This window comes from Micromonospora sp. WMMB235 (genome assembly GCF_001855515.1).
GTDB classification, from domain to species: Bacteria; Actinomycetota; Actinomycetes; order Mycobacteriales; family Micromonosporaceae; genus Micromonospora; species Micromonospora aurantiaca.
In genome coordinates this window covers 2012259-2030000 of record NZ_MDRX01000001.1, presented here as the reverse complement: position 1 = coordinate 2030000, position 17742 = coordinate 2012259, and the positions used below count along the sequence as shown (strand labels likewise).

11 protein-coding genes and 2 rRNA genes are annotated in these 17742 nt (G+C 72.1%); 10 read left to right on the top strand and 3 right to left on the bottom strand.

Features of this window, described 5'->3' with window-relative positions:
• Positions 1 to 354: 354 nt before the first annotated feature.
• Positions 355 to 3464, top strand: a 23S ribosomal RNA gene (locus BFV98_RS08035).
• A 79-nt stretch (positions 3465 to 3543) separates the two neighbouring features.
• Positions 3544 to 3660, top strand: a 5S ribosomal RNA gene (gene rrf, locus BFV98_RS08030).
• A 94-nt stretch (positions 3661 to 3754) separates the two neighbouring features.
• Here rrf and BFV98_RS32590 read toward each other — a convergent pair.
• Positions 3755 to 5512, bottom strand: a complete 1758-nt coding sequence (locus BFV98_RS32590; RefSeq protein WP_071095683.1) for a hypothetical protein — start codon at positions 5510 to 5512, stop codon at positions 3755 to 3757.
• A gap of 3 nt (positions 5513 to 5515) precedes the next feature.
• On the opposite strand from BFV98_RS32590, the gene BFV98_RS33055 reads away from it, so the two are divergent.
• Together BFV98_RS33055 and BFV98_RS08015 are read left to right on the top strand one after the other, a co-directional pair.
• Complete coding sequence (locus BFV98_RS33055) at positions 5516 to 6517, top strand: Replicase polyprotein 1ab (protein ID WP_369830077.1); 1002 nt, start codon at positions 5516 to 5518, stop codon at positions 6515 to 6517.
• Positions 6514 to 7584 carry an HAD-IIA family hydrolase gene (locus BFV98_RS08015; protein WP_071095678.1) on the top strand — a complete coding sequence of 357 codons (1071 nt, stop codon included), beginning with the start codon at positions 6514 to 6516 and terminating at the stop codon, positions 7582 to 7584. The genes BFV98_RS33055 and BFV98_RS08015 overlap by 4 nt, the downstream gene beginning before the upstream one ends.
• A 13-nt stretch (positions 7585 to 7597) precedes the next feature.
• Here the strand turns inward: BFV98_RS08015 and BFV98_RS08010 are convergent, their stop codons facing one another.
• Complete coding sequence (locus BFV98_RS08010; protein WP_013285576.1) at positions 7598 to 7933, bottom strand: SCP2 sterol-binding domain-containing protein; 336 nt, start codon at positions 7931 to 7933, stop codon at positions 7598 to 7600.
• A 111-nt stretch (positions 7934 to 8044) separates the two neighbouring features.
• Here BFV98_RS08010 and BFV98_RS08005 point away from each other — a divergent pair, with 111 nt between their 5' ends.
• From BFV98_RS08005 to BFV98_RS07985, 5 genes are all read left to right on the top strand, one after another.
• Positions 8045 to 8626, top strand: a complete 582-nt coding sequence (locus BFV98_RS08005) for a phasin family protein (protein ID WP_030274387.1) — start codon at positions 8045 to 8047, stop codon at positions 8624 to 8626.
• The gene (locus tag BFV98_RS08000) at positions 8623 to 8850 is read left to right on the top strand and encodes a hypothetical protein (protein ID WP_013285578.1); all 228 of its coding nucleotides are present in this window, start codon (positions 8623 to 8625) and stop codon (positions 8848 to 8850) included. Before BFV98_RS08005 ends, BFV98_RS08000 begins: the two co-directional genes overlap by 4 nt.
• Positions 8851 to 8871: 21 nt before the next feature.
• Positions 8872 to 9720, top strand: coding sequence for a TlyA family RNA methyltransferase (locus BFV98_RS07995; RefSeq protein ID WP_013477413.1), 849 nt, complete (start codon positions 8872 to 8874; stop codon positions 9718 to 9720).
• Positions 9717 to 10601, top strand: a complete 885-nt coding sequence (locus tag BFV98_RS07990; protein WP_013285580.1) for an NAD kinase — start codon at positions 9717 to 9719, stop codon at positions 10599 to 10601. Before BFV98_RS07995 ends, BFV98_RS07990 begins: the two co-directional genes overlap by 4 nt.
• Before the next feature lie 468 nt (positions 10602 to 11069).
• Entirely contained in the window at positions 11070 to 14798 is a 3729-nt protein-coding gene (locus BFV98_RS07985; protein ID WP_071095676.1) for a S8 family serine peptidase, read from the top strand.
• 46 nt (positions 14799 to 14844) lie between these two features.
• Here the strand turns inward: BFV98_RS07985 and BFV98_RS07980 are convergent, their stop codons facing one another.
• Complete coding sequence (locus BFV98_RS07980; RefSeq protein ID WP_030274383.1) at positions 14845 to 15819, bottom strand: helix-turn-helix domain-containing protein; 975 nt, start codon at positions 15817 to 15819, stop codon at positions 14845 to 14847.
• A 79-nt stretch (positions 15820 to 15898) separates the two neighbouring features.
• On the opposite strand from BFV98_RS07980, the gene recN reads away from it, so the two are divergent.
• Entirely contained in the window at positions 15899 to 17656 is a 1758-nt protein-coding gene (recN, locus tag BFV98_RS07975; RefSeq protein ID WP_013285583.1) for a DNA repair protein RecN, read from the top strand.
• Positions 17657 to 17742 lie beyond the last annotated feature (86 nt).

Below are 17742 nucleotides of genomic sequence, written 5' to 3'. Positions count from 1 at the left end.
CCGCGGCCCGCGAATGTCGGGTCGGGGTGCTCAGATGGCGGAGACACTGGCAAGTTCGGCGCCGGCAACGGCCGTGGTTCCTCTAGTACAGCTGCTCTTCGGGGTGGTGGGAACGAGACTGTGGTGCGGCTGGTGAAGGATGTAAGCACCCTGTTGGGTCCTGAAGGAACAACCCGAGTGGTTGTTGTTTCAGAGCCTTGAGATGCCTCTGGTGGACGATGTTCCCGGGGGTGGAGGCGCCAGGCATGGCCTGGTCTCGCATACCGCCGGCGGTTGCCGGGTTGCTGGTGTGGGGCTGTGGGTTGTGGGTTGGTTGTTTGTTGAGAATTGCACAGTGGACGCGAGCATCTTTGTGGTCAAGTTGTCAAGGGCGAACGGTGGATGCCTTGGCACCAGGAGCCGATGAAGGACGTGGGAGGCCGCGATAGGCCTGGGGGAGCTGTCAACCAAGCTGTGATCCCAGGGTGTCCGAATGGGGAAACCCGGCATCAGTCATGTGATGTCACCCGCACCTGAACACATAGGGTGTGTGGGGGGAACGCGGGGAAGTGAAACATCTCAGTACCCGTAGGAAGAGAAAACAAATAGTGATTCCGTGAGTAGTGGCGAGCGAAAGCGGATTGAGGCTAAACCGGCGGCGTGTGATACCTGTCAGGGGTTGCGTGGTCGGGGTTGTGGGACCCTGCTCAACAGACTGACATCTGTTGGAGAAGTTACAAAGCCAGTGGCTAGTCGAACAGTCTGGAATGGCTGACCGTAGACGGTGATAGTCCGGTAGGTGAAAGCTGCTGGTCTTCTGTGGGTGTTCCCGAGTAGCGGCGGACTCCTGAAATCTGCCGTGAATCTGCCAGGACCACCTGGTAAGCCTAAATACTTCCTGGTGACCGATAGCGGACAAGTACCGTGAGGGAATGGTGAAAAGTACCCCGGGAGGGGAGTGAAATAGTACCTGAAACCGTTCGCCTACAATCCGTCGGAGCCTTGCGGGGTGACGGCGTGCCTTTTGAAGAATGAGCCTGCGAGTTAGTGGCATGTGGCGAGGTTAACCCGTGTGGGGGAGCCGTAGCGAAAGCGAGTCTGAATAGGGCGTTTTTAGTCGCATGCTCTAGACCCGAAGCGGAGTGATCTAGCCATGGGCAGGCTGAAGCGCGGGTAAGACCGCGTGGAGGGCCGAACCCACCAACGTTGAAAAGTTGGGGGATGACCTGTGGTTAGGGGTGAAAGGCCAATCAAACTCCGTGATAGCTGGTTCTCCCCGAAATGCATTTAGGTGCAGCGTCGCGTGTTTCTTGCCGGAGGTAGAGCACTGGATGGTCTAGGGGGCCCACAAGCTTACCGAAATCAGCCAAACTCCGAATGCCGGTAAGTGAGAGCGCGGCAGTGAGACTGCGGGGGATAAGCTTCGTAGTCGAGAGGGAAACAGCCCAGATCACCAGCTAAGGCCCCTAAGCGTGTGCTAAGTGGAAAAGGATGTGGGGTCGCATAGACAACCAGGAGGTTGGCTTAGAAGCAGCCACCCTTTAAAGAGTGCGTAATAGCTCACTGGTCAAGTGGTTCCGCGCCGACAATGTAGCGGGGCTCAAGCACACCGCCGAAGCTGTGGCATTCACATTTTAACTTCGTGCCTCCTTGATGGGGTATGCAGGTGTGTGGATGGGTAGGGGAGCGTCGTGCCGGGGGTGAAGCAGCGGGGTGACCCAGTTGTGGACGCGGCACGAGTGAGAATGCAGGCATGAGTAGCGAAAGAAGGGTGAGAAACCCTTCCGCCGGATGACCAAGGGTTCCAGGGCCAGGCTAATCCGCCCTGGGTGAGTCGGGACCTAAGGCGAGGCCGAGAGGCGTAGTCGATGGACAACGGGTTGATATTCCCGTACCCGCGAAAGAGCGACCCTGACGAACCTCGTTGTGCTAACCACCCGAACTGCCGGCGGTCTTCGGACCAATGGTGGGGAGCGTGGGAACCTGGCGGGTAGTAGTCAAGCGATGGGGTGACGCAGGAAGGTAGCTGAGCCCGGCCGGTGGTTGTGCCGGGGTAAGCGTGTAGGCCGTGCCGTAGGCAAATCCGCGGCGCATATAGGCTGAGACGTGATGCCGAGCCGATTCAGGTGAAGTCAGTGATCCTATGCTGCCGAGAAAAGCCTCTAGCGAGTTCTTAGCGGCCCGTACCCCAAACCGACACAGGTGGTCAGGTAGAGAATACCGAGGCGATCGGGCGAACTGTGGTTAAGGAACTCGGCAAATTGCCCCCGTAACTTAGGGAGAAGGGGGGCCGGAGACGTGAAGCCCCGCGCGGGTGGAGCGTTGTATGGCCGCAGAGAGCAGGGGGAAGCGACTGTTTACTAAAAACACAGGTCCATGCGAAGAAGTAATTCGATGTATATGGACTGACGCCTGCCCGGTGCTGGAACGTTAAGGGGACCTGTTAGCTCTCACGAGCGAAGCGGAGAACTTAAGCGCCAGTAAACGGCGGTGGTAACTATAACCATCCTAAGGTAGCGAAATTCCTTGTCGGGTAAGTTCCGACCTGCACGAATGGCGTAACGACTTCCCCACTGTCTCAACCACAGGCCCGGCGAAATTGCATTACGAGTAAAGATGCTCGTTACGCGCGGCAGGACGGAAAGACCCCGGGACCTTTACTATAGCTTGACATTGGTATCTGAATTAGCTTGTGTAGGATAGGTGGGAGCCGGTGAAGTCCATACGCCAGTATGGGTGGAGGCAATCTTGAAATACCACTCTGGTTGATTTGGGTATCTAACTTCGGACCGTTATCCGGTTCAGGGACAGTGTCTGGTGGGTAGTTTAACTGGGGCGGTTGCCTCCTAAAGGGTAACGGAGGCGCCCAAAGGTTCCCTCAGCCTGGTTGGCAATCAGGTGTTGAGTGCAAGTGCACAAGGGAGCTTGACTGTGAGACTGACAGGTCGAGCAGGGACGAAAGTCGGGACTAGTGATCCGGCACTGGCATGTGGAAGCGGTGTCGCTCAACGGATAAAAGGTACCCCGGGGATAACAGGCTGATCTTCCCCAAGAGTCCATATCGACGGGATGGTTTGGCACCTCGATGTCGGCTCGTCGCATCCTGGGGCTGTAGCAGGTCCCAAGGGTTGGGCTGTTCGCCCATTAAAGCGGTACGCGAGCTGGGTTTAGAACGTCGTGAGACAGTTCGGTCCCTATCCGCCGTGCGCGTAGGATACTTGAGAAGGGCTGTCCCTAGTACGAGAGGACCGGGACGGACGAACCTCTGGTGTGCCAGTTGTCCCGCCAGGGGCACGGCTGGTTAGCTACGTTCGGAAGGGATAACCGCTGAAAGCATCTAAGCGGGAAGCTCGCTTCAAGATGAGGTATCCCACCCACATTTGTGGGGTAAGGCCCCCAGCTAGACGACTGGGTTGATAGGCCGGAAATGTAAGCCCGGTAACGGGTTCAGTTGACCGGTACTAATAGGCCGAGGACTTGACTACTAAGCTGCTACGCGTCCACTGTGCAACTCTGAACAAACCACCACCCATGTTGTTGGGTTGGTTGACATGTTCATAGAGTTACGGCGGTCATGGCGGAGGGGAAACGCCCGGTCACATTCCGAACCCGGAAGCTAAGCCCTCCAGCGCCGATGGTACTGCACTCGGGAGGGTGTGGGAGAGTAGGACACCGCCGGACAATCTTCCAGTCGAGGGCCGCCCCAGCAGGGGCGGCCCTCGACTGCGTTAGCGTTCTCGGCGGAAACGCCATCAGGAAGGATGTACCTGTGAGCTCAGGACCCCAGGGCGGGGACCGCCCCCGTCGTTACGAGGATCGCGCCGACCGCGGCCAGGGGCGTGGTGACGCCGGCCGCGACGGCCGTCGCGATGACCGTCCCTCGTACCGGGGCGGCCGCGACGACCGCCCGGGTGGCTTCCGTGGTGGCGACCGTGACAGTGGCGCCCGCGGCGGTGACCGTCGTGAAGGCGGTTTCCGCGGTGGCGATCGCCGCGAGGGCGGTTTCCGCGGTGGCGACCGTGACGGCGGTTTCCGCGGTGGTGAGCGTCGTGAGGGTGGCTTCCGTGGCGGTGACCGTCGTGAAGGCGGCTCCGGCGGCGGCGACCGGCGCGAGGGCGGCTTCCGTGGCGGCGACCGTGAGGGTGGCTTCCGGAGTGGAAGCCGTCCGGGCGGCGACCGTCGTGAAGGCGGCTTCCGGGGCGGCGACCGTGACGGCGGTTTCCGCGGTGGTGAGCGTCGCGAGGGTGGCTTCCGTGGCGGCGACCGCCGCGAAGGCGGCACCCGCGACGGCAACTTCCGCGGCGGTGACCGCCGTGAGGGCGGCTTCGGCGGTGGCGACCGTCGTGAGGGCGGCCTCGGCGGTGGTGACCGTCGTGAGGGCGGATTCCGTGGTGGAGACCGTCGTGAGGGCGGCGCCCGCGAGGGCGGTTTCCGGGGCGGCGACCGTCGTGAAGGTGGCTTCCGCGGTGGTGAGCGTCGCGAGGGTGGCTTCCGCGGTGGCGACCGGCGCGAGGGCGGTTTCCGTGGCGGTGACCGTGAGGGTGGCTTCCGCGGTGGTGACCGCCGTGAGGGCGGTTTCCGTGGTGGTGACCGTCGTGAGGGCGGCGCTCGTGAGGGTGGCTTCCGTGGCGGTGACCGTGAGGGCGGTTTCCGCGGTGGGGACCGCCGTGAGGGTGGCTTCCGGGGCGGTGACCGCCGCGAGGGTGGCTTCCGCGGTGGGGACCGTCGTGAAGGCGGTGCCCGCGAGGGCGGGTTCCGTGGTGGCGACCGTGAGGGTGGCTTCCGTGGTGGGGATCGTCGTGAAGGCGGCGCCCGTGAAGGTGGTTTCCGTGGCGGTGACCGTCGTGAGGGCGGTTTCCGCGGTGGCGACCGCGACGGTGGTTTCCGTGGCGGTGACCGTCGTGAAGGCGGGTTCCGTGGTGGCGACCGTGAGGGTGGCTTCCGTGGTGGGGATCGTCGTGAAGGCGGCGCCCGTGAAGGTGGTTTCCGTGGCGGTGACCGTCGTGAAGGCGGGTTCCGTGGTGGCGACCGTGAGGGTGGCTTCCGTGGTGGGGATCGTCGTGAAGGCGGCGCCCGCGAGGGTGGTTTCCGTGGCGGGGACCGTCGCGAGGGCGGCTACCAGGGTGGCGACAACCGCCGGGAGAGCTACGCCGGCGGCGAGCGCCGCGACGGCGGCTTCCGCGGCGGCGACCGCGACCGTGGCTTCCGGCGCGACGACCGGCGCGATGACCGGCGGCCGGGCGGCTACCGGGGTGAGCGGGACGGTGAGCGCCGTGGCTACGGCGACCGGCCGGGCGGCGACGACCGCCGGACCGGCAACTACGGCCCGCAGCGGGAGCGCCAGGACGAGCGTGGCGAGGGGCGTACCGGTGAGGCGCCGGAGCTGCCGGACGACGTCGTCGCGAGCGACCTCGACTCGGCCGTCCGGGCGGAGCTTCTCTCCCTGGCCAAGCCGGTGGCGGAGACTGTCGCCCGGCACCTGGTCGCGACCGGTCTGCTGATCGACGAGGACCCGGTGCTGGCGCTGGCGCACGCCATGGCGGCCCGCAGGCTCGCGTCGCGGATCGCCGCCGTGCGGGAGGCCGTCGGGCTGGCCGCGTACCACGCGGGTGAGTGGCAGACCGCCATCGCCGAGCTGCGGACGTACCACCGGATGAGCGGCCTGCAGAGCCACCTGGCGGTGCTGGCGGACTGCGAGCGGGCGCTGGGCCGGCCCGAGCGGGCCATCGACCTGTTCCGCGGCGCGGACCGGGACAAGCTCGACCAGGCCGTCGCGATCGAGCTGCTGATCGTGGCCGCCGGGGCGCGCGGCGACCTCGGGCAGAAGGACGCCGCGGTGGCGATGCTCCAGGTGCGCGAGCTGACCGGCGACTCGACCGACCCGTGGGCGGCGCGGCTGCGCTACGCGTACGCGGACGCCCTGCTGGCGGTGGACCGGCGCGAGGAGGCGCGGGAGTGGTTCTCCCGGGCCGCCGACGTCGACTCCGAGGGGGAGACCGACGCCGCCGAGCGGCTGCTGGAGCTGGACGGCGTGGTCATCGAGGGCGACGACGAGCCGGAGGACGACACCGACGCGTCCGAGGCGTCGGCCGAGGACGTCCGCGACGACGACGAGGACGACGAGGACGAGGACGACGAGGACGAGGACGACCTCGATGACGACGATGACGACGATGACGACGACGATGATGACGATGACGATGACGATGACGATGACGATGACGATGACGACGACGACCGGGATGACGACGCGCCGCTGAGCGGCGACGACGACACCTCGGGCGTCGACGGGGACGCGGCACGGGCCGGCTACCGGGACCGGGACGCCGGCGATCTGGCCGACGACGAGCTGACCGACACCGAGGCCGGCTCGGCCGCCGACACGCCGACCACCACCGCCACGACCGAGGATCCGGCCACCGCACCGGCCGCCGACGCCCAGGCGCCGGCCGCCGACGTCACCCCGGACGGCAAGGCCGACCGGCCCGCGCCCGGTGACGCCGCGGACGGCGAGGGCGAGGCGGCGGACCGCCGATGACCGGGTACGCCGGTGACACCGCCTCCGGCGCGGATCGGGGCGAACCCGACCGCGCCGGGGCGGGCGGTCGGCTGGTCGACGCGTACTCGCTCGTCGTCTTCGACCTGGACGGCGTCATCTACCTGATCGACCGGCCCATTGCCGGCGCAGTCGAGGCGGTCGGCCGGCTGCACGCCGAGGGGCGCGCGGTCGCGTACGCGACCAACAACGCCTCCCGCCGCTCCAGCGAGGTGGCCGACCTGCTCACCGGCATGGGCGTCGCGGCCCGGCCGGCGGAGGTGCTCACCTCCGCGGCGGCCACCGCCGAACTGCTCCGCGACCGGCTGCCCGAGGGCGCACCCGTGCTCGTGGTCGGCGCGGAGGCGCTGCGCGCCGAGCTGCGCGCGGTGGGCCTGCGGCCGGTGTCCACTGCTGACGAGGAGCCCGCCGCCGTGGCCCAGGGCTACGGCCCGCAGGTCGGCTGGTCCGACCTGGCCGAGGCGTCCTTGGCGGTACGGGCGGGCGCGCCCTGGTACGCCACCAACACCGACCGCACGCTGCCCAGCCCGCGTGGCCCGCTGCCGGGCAACGGCTCGCTCGTCGCGGTGCTGCGGACGGCGCTCGGCCGCGACCCGGACGTGGTGGTGGGCAAGCCGGAGCCGGCGCTGTTCACCACCGCCGCGCGGCGGGCCGGGACCGGGCGCACGCTCGTGGTGGGCGACCGGCTGGACACCGACATCGAGGGCGCCCGCCGGGCCGGGCTGGACAGCCTGCTGGTGCTCACCGGCGTCAGCGACGCCGCCGAACTGCTGGCCGCACCCGAGGAGCGCCGCCCCGCGTACGTCTCGTTCGACCTGGCGGGCCTGTTCGACCCGGCCGCAGTGGTGGCGGTGCCGGGCCGGGCCGCAGACGACGGCTGGTCGGTGACGGAGGCCGGCGCGGACCTCGTGCTCGACGGCGCGGGACCGCCGCTGGAGGCCCTCGCGGCGCTCTGCGCGGTGGCCTGGTCGACCGGGGCCGGGCCGCGCGTCCGGGCGCAGTCCACGGCGGCGGAGGAGGCCCTCGCCGCGTTCGGTCTGGACGACTGAGGCGCCGGGCCGCTCAGAGCAGCTTGCGGAGCTTCATCAGGTCGAACGGGTTCGCCTTGATCGACACCCGCCGGGAGGCCACCGCCGACATGACGTCGAGCCGGCCGTGCACCAGCGCGACGAGGTCGTCGCTGCCGGTGCTCAGCGCGATCTTGGCCTTCGGGTCGTCGCCGTCGGACAGGTCGACCAGCCGGCCACCCTCCAGCCGCCCGTGGAACGCGGTGCCGAGGTCGGTGATCCGGCAGGCCAGGGTGCGGTCGAGGTCGATGCGTCCCTGTGCCTCGGCGTTGCGGTCCAGCCGCGCGGCCAGGTCGTGCAACGCCTGCCGGCACTCGTCCACGCTGGCCACATCGTCTCCTCACCACGAACCACGCCGTTCCCGGCACCGTACCGCAATGGGGTGTCCGGGGTGCCCGGTAGCGTGGCACCTGCACACCTCGCCCCGCGGAAGGACTCAGGCATGCAGGACGCGTGGCGCGCCTACCTCGAGCTGGCCATGGGCCTGACGGAGGCGCCCCGGAAGAAGGCACAGGACGCGGTCATGCGCGTCGTCGGCCAGGGCGGCGCGACCGCCGCCCAGCTCCAGACGCTCGCCGAGGAACTGGTCGCGACCGGCCTGGCGAACCGGGAGTCGCTGACCAAGCTGGTCCGCTTCGAGGTGGACCGGGCGCTGGGCGCGGTCGGGCTGGCCACCGCCGACGAGGTCGCCGAGCTGACCCGCCGGGTGCACGACCTGGAGCGGCAGCTGCGCGAGGCGCGCGGCCACCTCGGGCCGGGCGACACGCCGCCCGCCGCCGCGCCGTCCGGAACAGGCGCGGCGCCGAAGACCGGTTCGCCCGCCGCCGAGTCCTCCCCGGCCACGACGCCGGCCAAGGCCCCCGCGACGACGCCGACGAAGGCGGTGGCGAAGAAGACGGTGGCCAAGAAGGCGATCGCGAAGAAGCCGCCGGCCACCGTGGTCCGTACCCCCGCCGACGGCTCGCCCGCCGCGCCCGCCCGGCCGGCGAAGAAGGCCACCGGGCGCCGGGCGGCCGGCTCGTGACCGCGCCCCGGCCCGGCCCGCCGCCGGGTCCGCGGCCCGGACCGCCCCCGGGGGTACGCCCCGCGCCGGCCGAGGAGATCGGCGAGGCGCGGCACCCGGCGGTGGACGCGGCCGTACTCGGCATGGCCAACGCCGAGGCGCTCGCCCCGGCCGACCAGATCGCCCAGTACGAGGCGGCGTACGAGACGCTGCGCGAGACCCTCGCCACCATCGACCAGGCCTGAGCAGAGGCGGAGACACACCTGATGGCTCGTCGTACCCGGCTGGACGCCGAACTGGTCCGGCGCGGGCTGGCCCGCTCCCGGGAACAGGCCGCCGCGCTCGTGGAGGCCGGTCGCGTCCAGCTGCGCGGAGTGCAGGCGCGCAAGCCCGCGGCGATGGTCGACCCGGCCGACCCGCTGCTGGTCACCGGCGAGGACCCGGCACAGGAGTACGTCTCCCGGGGCGGCCACAAGCTGGCTGGCGCGCTCGCCGCGTTCGCCCCCGGCGGGCTGACCGTCACCGGCCGGCGCTGCCTGGACGCGGGCGCGTCGACAGGCGGTTTCACCGACGTGCTGCTACGCGGCGGCGCCGCCGAGGTGGTCGCCGTGGACGTCGGCTACGGGCAGCTCGCCTGGTCACTGCGGACCGACGAGCGGGTGCGGGTGTTCGAGCGCACGAACGTGCGTACCCTCACGCCGGAGGCGATCGGCGGCCCGGTCGACCTGACGGTGGCCGACCTGTCGTTCATCTCGCTGCGGCTGGTGCTGCCGGCGCTTGCGGCGTGCACCGGGCCCGGCGGTGACCTGGCGCTGATGGTGAAGCCGCAGTTCGAGGTCGGCAAGGAGCGCGTCGGCGCCGGCGGTGTGGTCCGCGATCCGGCGCTGCGCGCCGAGGCGGTGCTGGACGTGGCCGCTGCCGCCGCCGGGCTGGGCCTCGGCCTGGCCGGTGTCGCGGCCAGCCCGCTGCCCGGGCCGAGCGGCAACGTCGAGTTCTTCGTATGGTTGCGCGGGGACGCGCCCGCCGCGGATCCGGAGCGGGTCCGCGCGGTGGTGGCCGCCGGCCCGCAGGGCGCCGCCGCGACGGCGGCCACGACCGAGGAGGTGTCCGGGTGAGCCGTACCGCGCTGCTGGTCACGCACACCGGCCGTCGACGCAGCACCGAGCACGCCCGCGCGGTGGCAGCCGACCTGATCGCCGCCGGGTTCGAGGTGCGTGTGGTGGCCGAGGAGGCCGACGACCTGGACCTGCCGGGCGTGGTGCCGGTGACCGGCCCGGAGGCCGCCGAGGGCGCCGAGATCGTGTTCGCGCTCGGCGGGGACGGCACGTTCCTGCGCGCCGCCGAGCTGGCCCGCCCGGCCAAGGTGCCGCTGCTCGGCATCAACCTGGGCAAGGTCGGCTTCCTCGCCGAGGCGGAGATCGACGACCTGGACACCGCCGTCCGTGACGTGGTCGACCGCAACTACACGGTGGACGAACGACTCACCCTGGACGTCACAGCCGAGTTCGAGGGCGGGCCGACCATCGAGTCGTGGGCGCTCAACGAGATCAGCGTGGAGAAGGGCGAACGCGCCCAGATGCTGGAGCTGCTCGTCGACGTGGACGGCCGGCCGCTGTCCCGGTACGGCTGCGACGGCGTGATCTGCGCGACCCCCACCGGCTCGACCGCGTACGCGTTCTCCGGCGGCGGGCCGGTGGTCTGGCCCGAGGTGGAGGCGCTGCTGCTGGTGCCGATCAGCGCGCACGCGTTGTTCAGCCGCCCGCTGGTGACCGCGCCCACGTCGACGTTCGTCATCACCGTCGACCCGTTCACCACACTGGCCGTGCTCTGCTGCGACGGGCGGCGCGTCTACGACCTGCCGCCGGGCGCGCGGGTGACTGTGCGCCGGGGCACGCTGCCGGTGCGCATCGTGCGGCTGCGGGCCCGCCCGTTCACCGACCGGCTGGTGGCCAAGTTCGACCTTCCCGTCCAGGGCTGGCGGGGCAACCGTCGCTGACCAGCGGCTCAGCGGAAATCTCCGTTCGGCCCACCGGTCCCGGCGCTCGCGCGCGTTACGGTGGGCGTACGGGCCGCGAAGAGGTGAGTCCGGGCGCGGCGGTGAGGCCCGCCGCTTCCCGGATGCGGCCCACCTGTCGCGGGCTCGGCCAGGGGGTGGTCGGGGCCGCGACGGTCGGGACGCCGGAGCGTCGTAGCCGGCCGCGGCGGGCGGACCGGCACGCCGTGTTCGGTCGGGTGTCGACCCCGGCCGGGCCGACAGGTCGCAGGGCCGCCGCCGGAGGAAGCGGCGGCACGCGAGCTGGGCGACACGGTCTCCGGCGTCCCGGCCTCCACTCCGTCGTGCTCGTGTCCACCTGGCGACATGTCGCCGGTGCGGCGGCCCGTACCCGGTGACCAGGTGGCGGACGCCGTCGCAGACTCCGATCGCCGGTCTCACGAGGCCGGCCTCGGAGTAGAGGAGCGTCACATGCACCGGTTCCCCCGCTGGCTCGCCGCCGGCGCGGCCGGGGCGTTGGTGGTCGGGCTCGCCGTACCGGCGTCCGCCGTACCGCCCGCCCGGCCCGCCGGCCCGCCCCCGGGCACATCCGCCCCGGGCGCGAAGCCCGCCCGCGTCACGCTGATCACCGGCGACCAGGTCGAGCTGGTCCAGGCCGCGCCGGGCCGGATCGCCGCCACTGTCCACCCCGGGCCGGGCCGGGACCGGATCGTCTTCCAGACCACGCAGGCCGACGGCGGGCTGCGGGTGCTCCCCGCCGACGTCGTGCCGTACGTGTCGGCGGGCGTGCTCGACCCGGACCTGTTCGACGTGCAGGAACTGGCCGAGCAGGGCTACGGCGACGCGGGCCTCACGGCGCTGCCGCTGATCGTGCGCTACCGGGAACCGGCCGCCGGGCGGGTGCGCCCCCTCGCCGTCGCCGCCGAGTCCCGTCCGCTGTCCAGCATCAACGGCGCCGCGCTGCGTGTCGACAAGGACGACCTGGGCGCGCTGTGGACGTCGCTGCGGGAGACGCCGCAGGCCCGCACCGCGGGTGCCGGACCGGTCCGGCTCGGCGCGGGCGTGGAGCGCGTGTGGCTGGACGGGCGGGCCCGGGTGGCGCTGGAGCACAGCGTCCCGCAGATCGGTGCGCCCGCCGCGTGGGCGGCCGGGCGCGACGGCGCCGGCGTGCGGGTCGCGGTGCTCGACACCGGCGTGGACGCCGACCACCCCGACCTGGCCGGCCGCGTCGCCGAGGCGCGCGACTTCACCGGCGGCGGCAGCGCCCGGGACGGCCACGGCCACGGCACCCACGTGGCGGCCACCGTCGCCGGCAGCGGCGCGGCCTCCGCAGGGCTGCGCAAGGGCGTCGCGCCCGGCGCGCGGCTGCTGGTCGGCAAGGTGCTCGACGACTCCGGCTCCGGCTACGACTCCGGCATCATCGCCGGCATGGAGTGGGCCGCGCGCTCCGGCGCCAAGGTGGTCAGCATGAGCCTCGGCGGCGCGCCCACCGACGGCACCGACCCGATGAGCCAGGCCGTGAACGACCTCACCGCCGAAACCGGCGCGCTGTTCGTGATCGCCGCCGGCAACGACGGTGAGCCGCGCAGCGTCGGCTCGCCCGGCGCGGCCACCGCCGCGCTCACCGTCGGCGCCGTCGACCGCGACGACGTGCTCGCCGACTTCTCCAGCCGCGGCCCGCGCCTGGGCGACAACGGCCTGAAGCCGGAGATCACCGCGCCGGGCGTCGGCATCGTCGCCGCCCGCGCCGCCGGCACCACCATGGGTACGCCTGTGGACAACGCCTACACCCGCGCCTCGGGCACCTCGATGGCCACGCCGCACGTCGCGGGCGCGGCCGCCGTACTCGCCCAGGAGCATCCCGGATGGACCGCCGCGCAACTGAAGGACGCGCTGGTCAGCTCCACCCGCCCGAGCACCGGCGCGACGGTGTTCGAGCAGGGCGCCGGGCGGGTCGACGTGGCCCGGGCGCTGCGCCAGCGGGTGTACGGCACGGCCACCGCCGACTTCGGCCGGCTGACCACCGGCGGGCCGGCCGCGACCCGGACGGTGCGCTACGTCAACGGCACCGAAGCCGCGCAGACGCTGCGTCTGGCGCTGGAGCTGCGCAACCTGGACAGCGGCGCGGCCGAGACCGACGGCCTGACACTCGACGCCGGCACGGTGACGGTGCCGGCGGGCGGCGGTGTGGACGTGCCGCTGCGCGCCGACCCGGCCCGGCTGGACCGGGGCCCGCACGGCGGCTGGCTGGTCGCCACCGGCACGGACGGCGTGACGGTGCGTACCGCGGTCGGGCTCACGCTCAGCGGCCCGCAGCACACCGTGACGCTGCGCGCGCTGGACCTGGCCGGGCGGCCCGGATCGTCGCCGGTGGTGACGCTGTTCGGCGAGCACCCGGAGTCGGACGCGATGGGCTGGCTCGGCGTCGGCGACGAGTGGCGGATCCAGGTGGAGGAGGGTCCGTACCTGCTGCACGCGCTGATCGAGCACGGCGCGCCGCTGGACGAGCAGCTCACCCTGGTCACCGACCCGGAGCTGACAGTGGACCGGGACCTCACGGTGGTGCTCGACCCGCGGCGCGGCACGCCGGTACGGATCGAGACGCCGAAACCGTCCGAGCAGCGGGCCGTCCTGAGCTTCTACCAGCACCGGGTGTTCGCCAACGGCCGGCAGGTCGACCACGGCGTGATGACGTTCAGCACCGTGCAGCAGCTCAACGTCACCCCGACCCGGCAGGTGCGCCACGGCGAGTTCGAGTTCTCCTCGCGCTGGCAGCTCGTCGCACCGATGGTCGACATCGACGTCAGCGGCGTGTCCGGCGCGCTGGACGTCAACCTGATGGGTCAGTCACCGGCCCCGGCCGGGCGGCAGCGGCTGCGCCTGGTCGCCGCCGGCACCGGCGCACCCGGTGAGCTGGCCGGCGTGCGGGGCGCGGCGGCGCTGCTCACCGCGTCCGCCGACCGGTCCGAGGAGGAACAGGTGGCCGCCGCGGCGGCGGCCGGCGCGAAGGCGGTGCTGATCGTCCGGCCGGCGGACCAGAGCGCGTGGACGGTGTGGCGTCCGACCGGGGAGCGGCTGCCGGCACCGGCGCTCGCGGTGGCGTACGACGACGGGCAGCGGATGCTCGCGGCGGCGCGTACCGGCCGGGCCCGGATGGACCTGACGCTCACCGTGGACAGCCCGTACCTCTACGACGTGTTCCAGGTGTCGAAGGGCCGGGTGCCGGAGCGGATCCTCCACCGGGTCACCGCCGCGAACACCGCCGAGGTGACCGCGCGCTACGGCGACACCGGCGGCCTGGACTGGGCCACCGAGCAGCGGTTCGGGTGGCGGCCCTGGCAGGAGTTCTCCTGGAACGACGACCAGCGGATGGTGCGTACCGGGACGACCCGGCGGGAGTACGTCAGTTCCGGTGACTCGTGGTGGCAGCACCGGGTGCTGCACCGGCTGATGTTCTCCAGCATGGGGACGCTGACCGGCGGCCTGTCCGACCGGCCCCGGCGCCACGCGGCCACCGACCGGACCACCGAGTCGTGGCACACGCCGCTGGTACGCCCCGCCGTGCCGGCCGGTACGGTCGCGCCGAGCCGGACCGCTGACACGCTCGACCTGCGGGTGGCCGAGTTCGTCGACGCCGACGGTCACGCCGGCGTGGACAACCGGTCCGAGGAGCAGGACACGGTGACCCGCCGGGTCAGCCGCGACGGGCAGCCGATCGCCGACCTGTCCGCCGGCTGGGCGCCGGTGCCTGCCACCGCCGGTCCGGCCCGCTACCGCCTCGACGTGACAACGGCACGGTCGTCGGCGGAATGGCGGTGGGCGACCCGTACCGAGACGGCGTGGGAGTTCACCTCGGCCCGCCCGTCCGGTGACGCGGCCCGGCCGCTGCCGCTGCTCCAGGTCGACTACCGGGTGCCGGCCGACCTGCGCGGCGAGGTGCCCGGCAGGCGGAAGCACACCGTCGGGCTGACGCTGCGCCACCCGGCCGGCCTGCCCGCGCCGGCCGGCACGACGGTACGCGCCGAGGTGTCGTTCGACGGCGGACGCACCTGGCGTACGGCGCCGGTACGCGGCTCCGGCACCCGGTTCACCGCCGAGGTGCCGGCCGGGCGCGGCACGGTGTCGCTGCGCGTCTCGGCGCGGGACCGGTCCGGCAGCACCGTGACGCAGACCGTGATCGACGCGTACGGGCTGCGATGAGACGCCGGGGCGGGGCGGTCCTGGGGCCGTCCCGCCCCGGCCCCGGTCAGATCCAGCCGCGCCGGGCGGCCTGGAACGCCAGCCCGGGCCGGGTGTCCACACCGGCGGCGGCCATCAGGTCGGCCAGCCGCCGCTGCACGGTACGCCGGCTCACCCCGAGCTGTGACGCGATCGACTTGTCCGGCACCCCGGCGACGAACAGCGACAGCAGCCGCGCCTCGTCGCCGTCGGGCTGGTAGCCGGTGGCGGCCCGGTCGGCGGGCGTGCCGAGCGGCGTCGCCATCAGCCAGTGGCTCTCGAAGAGCGCCAGCAGGGCGTCCAGCAACTGGCTGCGGCCGATCACCGCGGCCGTCGGCTCCCCGCCGTCGCGGTCGGGCACCAGCGGGCACACCGCGGTACGACCGTCCACCACGGCCAGTCGCACCGGCAGCCGGTCCAGCACCCGGGCCTGCTCCCCGGCGCGTACGCCCCGCTCCACGTCCGCGAGCGCGCCCGGCTCCAGCAGCATGGCCCGTTCGTAGATGGCCCGGTAGCGCACGCCGCGGGCGAGCGCGTCGAACTCCTCGACGTTCTCCGGCCCGGGCATCGCCAGCGGGTTCGCCCGGCAGAACCAGAGCACCTCCTCGCGCGCGCCGTTCTGCAGCTCGCGCAGCCGTTCCCGCAGCCCCCGCGCGCCGGTGACCACCTCGACCAGGTGCGCGGCGTCGTGGCTCCGCATCCCGGCCCGGTAGTCCTCGGCGAGCCGGCTGACAGCGGCGCGGGCCTCCTCCAGCGCTGACTGGCGGCGCAGCAGCGCCTCGCCCAACGGCACGTCCGGCGCGAGCGGCCGCAGCGGCGCGTCCGGTTCCGGCCCGGTCGGCAGCACGAGACCCTTGTCCCGCAAGGCGTCCAGCCGGGCGGCGACCTCCGCGCGGGGCCGTCCCAGCCGCTGTGCGAGCTCACCGGCCCGGGCCGTGTTCGCCCGTACCAGGCTGCGGTAGAGCTCCTCCTCGTCCGGGGTCAGGCCGATCTCCTCCAGCACGGGGCTGAACTGTACGGGTGCCTGCGGCTCGCCCTGCCGGCTGGTCAACTGTCACACGGCGGGGCTACTGTCGGGTGCTGTGCTGGAAGAGCTGCGCATCACCGGACTGGGCGTCATCGAGGACACCACGCTGCCGCTGGCCGCGGGGATGAACGTCATCACCGGCGAGACCGGCGCCGGCAAGACCATGGTGGTGACCGGCCTCGGCCTGCTCTTCGGCGGCCGCGCCGACGCCGGCCGGGTGCGCGCCCAGCCGGGCCGCGCGGCGGTGGAGGGCCGGCTGCGCCTGAGCGGCCGGGTGGCCGAGGCGGTGCACGCCCGCATCCTCGACGCCGGCGGCGAGCCCGACGAGGACGGTTCGCTGCTGCTCAGCCGCACCGTGACCATCGAGGGCCGCTCCCGGGCGCACCTGGGCGGGCGCGCCATGCCGGTGTCCACGCTCGGCGAGGTCGGCGAGCAGGTGCTCGCAGTGCACGGCCAGTCCGACCAGCTGCGGCTGCTGCGCCCGGCCGAGCAGCGCGCCTCGCTCGACCGGTTCGCCGGGCCCGAGCACGAGAAGCTGCTCGACGCGCTGCGCGAGACGTACGCCCGGTGGCGCACCGTCGTCGACGACCTGGCCGACCGGCGGCGCAACGCCCGCGAGCGCAACCAGGAGGCCGACCTGCTGCGGCTGGGCCTGGACGAGATCACCCGGGTCGACCCGCAGCCGGGGGAGGACGACGAGCTGAAGGCCGAGGCGCAGCGGCTGGAGCACGCCGAGGGGTTGCGTACCGCCGCGCAGGTGGCGCAGCAGTGCGTGGCCGGCGGCGTCGAGGCGACCGACGAGACGCCGGACGCGACGGTGCTGCTCGGCACCGCGCGGCGCACGCTGGAGGCGCAGGCCGGCACCGACCCGGCGCTGGGTGAGCTGGCGGCCCGGCTGGAGGAGGCGGCCACGCTCGTCACCGACGTGGCCGCGGAGCTGTCGGCCTACCTGGCCGCGCTGGACGCCGACCCGGCCCGCCTGCAGACCGTCTACGAGCGGCGGGCCGCGCTGCGCGCGCTCACCCGCAAGTACGCCGACGACGTCGACGGCGTGGTGGCGTGGGCCGAGCGGGCCCGCACGCGGCTGTCCGATCTGGACACCTCCGACGAGCTGCTGGACGAGCTGGACCGCGAGGCGACCCGGCTCGCCGGTGAGGTGGCCGACCTGGCCGGCCGGGTGTCGGCGTCCCGGCGGGAGGCGGCGGTCCGCTTCGCCGAGGAGGTGACAGTCGAGCTGGCCGGGCTGGCGATGCCGCACGCCCGCATCGAGGTGGCGGTGCTGCCGCGACCGGCGGGCCGGTCCGAGCCGAGCCTGCCGGTCAACGGCGTCGAGACCGGCGTCGGCGCGGACGGCGCCGACGAGGTGGAGCTGCGGCTGCTGGCGCACCCGGGCGCGCCGGCGCTGCCGTTGCAGAAGGGCGCGTCCGGCGGTGAGCTGTCCCGGGTGATGCTCGCCATCGAGGTGGTCTTCGCCGGCTCCGGCGGCCCGCCCACGCTGGTGTTCGACGAGGTCGACGCCGGTGTCGGCGGCCAGGCCGCGGTGGAGATCGGCCGTCGGCTGGCCCGGCTGGCCCGCAGTCACCAGGTGCTCGTGGTCACGCACCTGCCGCAGGTCGCCGCGTTCGCCGACCGGCATCTGGTGGTGGCCAAGGACACCGGGGGAGCGGTCACCACGAGCGGGGTGCGCGTGGTGGAGGACACCGAGCGCGCCCGGGAACTGGCCCGGATGCTCGCCGGTTTGCCGGACTCGGATCTGGGTATCGCCCATGCCGAGGAGCTCCTGGCCGTGGCGGCCAAGGAAAGGCGTCCGTGATACCCCGATTGTGAGCGCAAGCACACCGGCGCGGGTTCCGGTGTGCTTCCCTGGGTAGGCGGCCCTGCTCAGGCATGTCGCGACAG

Bases quoted from the DNA above. Each gene is read 5' to 3' on its own strand.
- BFV98_RS33055 (WP_369830077.1), top strand. From the start codon at position 5,516: ATGGCGGCCCGCAGGCTCGCGTCGCGGATCGCCGCCGTGCGGGAGGCC.
- BFV98_RS08015 (WP_071095678.1), top strand. From the start codon at position 6,514: ATGACCGGGTACGCCGGTGACACCGCCTCCGGCGCGGATCGGGGCGAA.
- BFV98_RS08005 (WP_030274387.1), top strand. From the start codon at position 8,045: ATGCAGGACGCGTGGCGCGCCTACCTCGAGCTGGCCATGGGCCTGACG.
- BFV98_RS07995 (WP_013477413.1), top strand. From the start codon at position 8,872: ATGGCTCGTCGTACCCGGCTGGACGCCGAACTGGTCCGGCGCGGGCTG.
- BFV98_RS07985 (WP_071095676.1), top strand. From the start codon at position 11,070: ATGCACCGGTTCCCCCGCTGGCTCGCCGCCGGCGCGGCCGGGGCGTTG.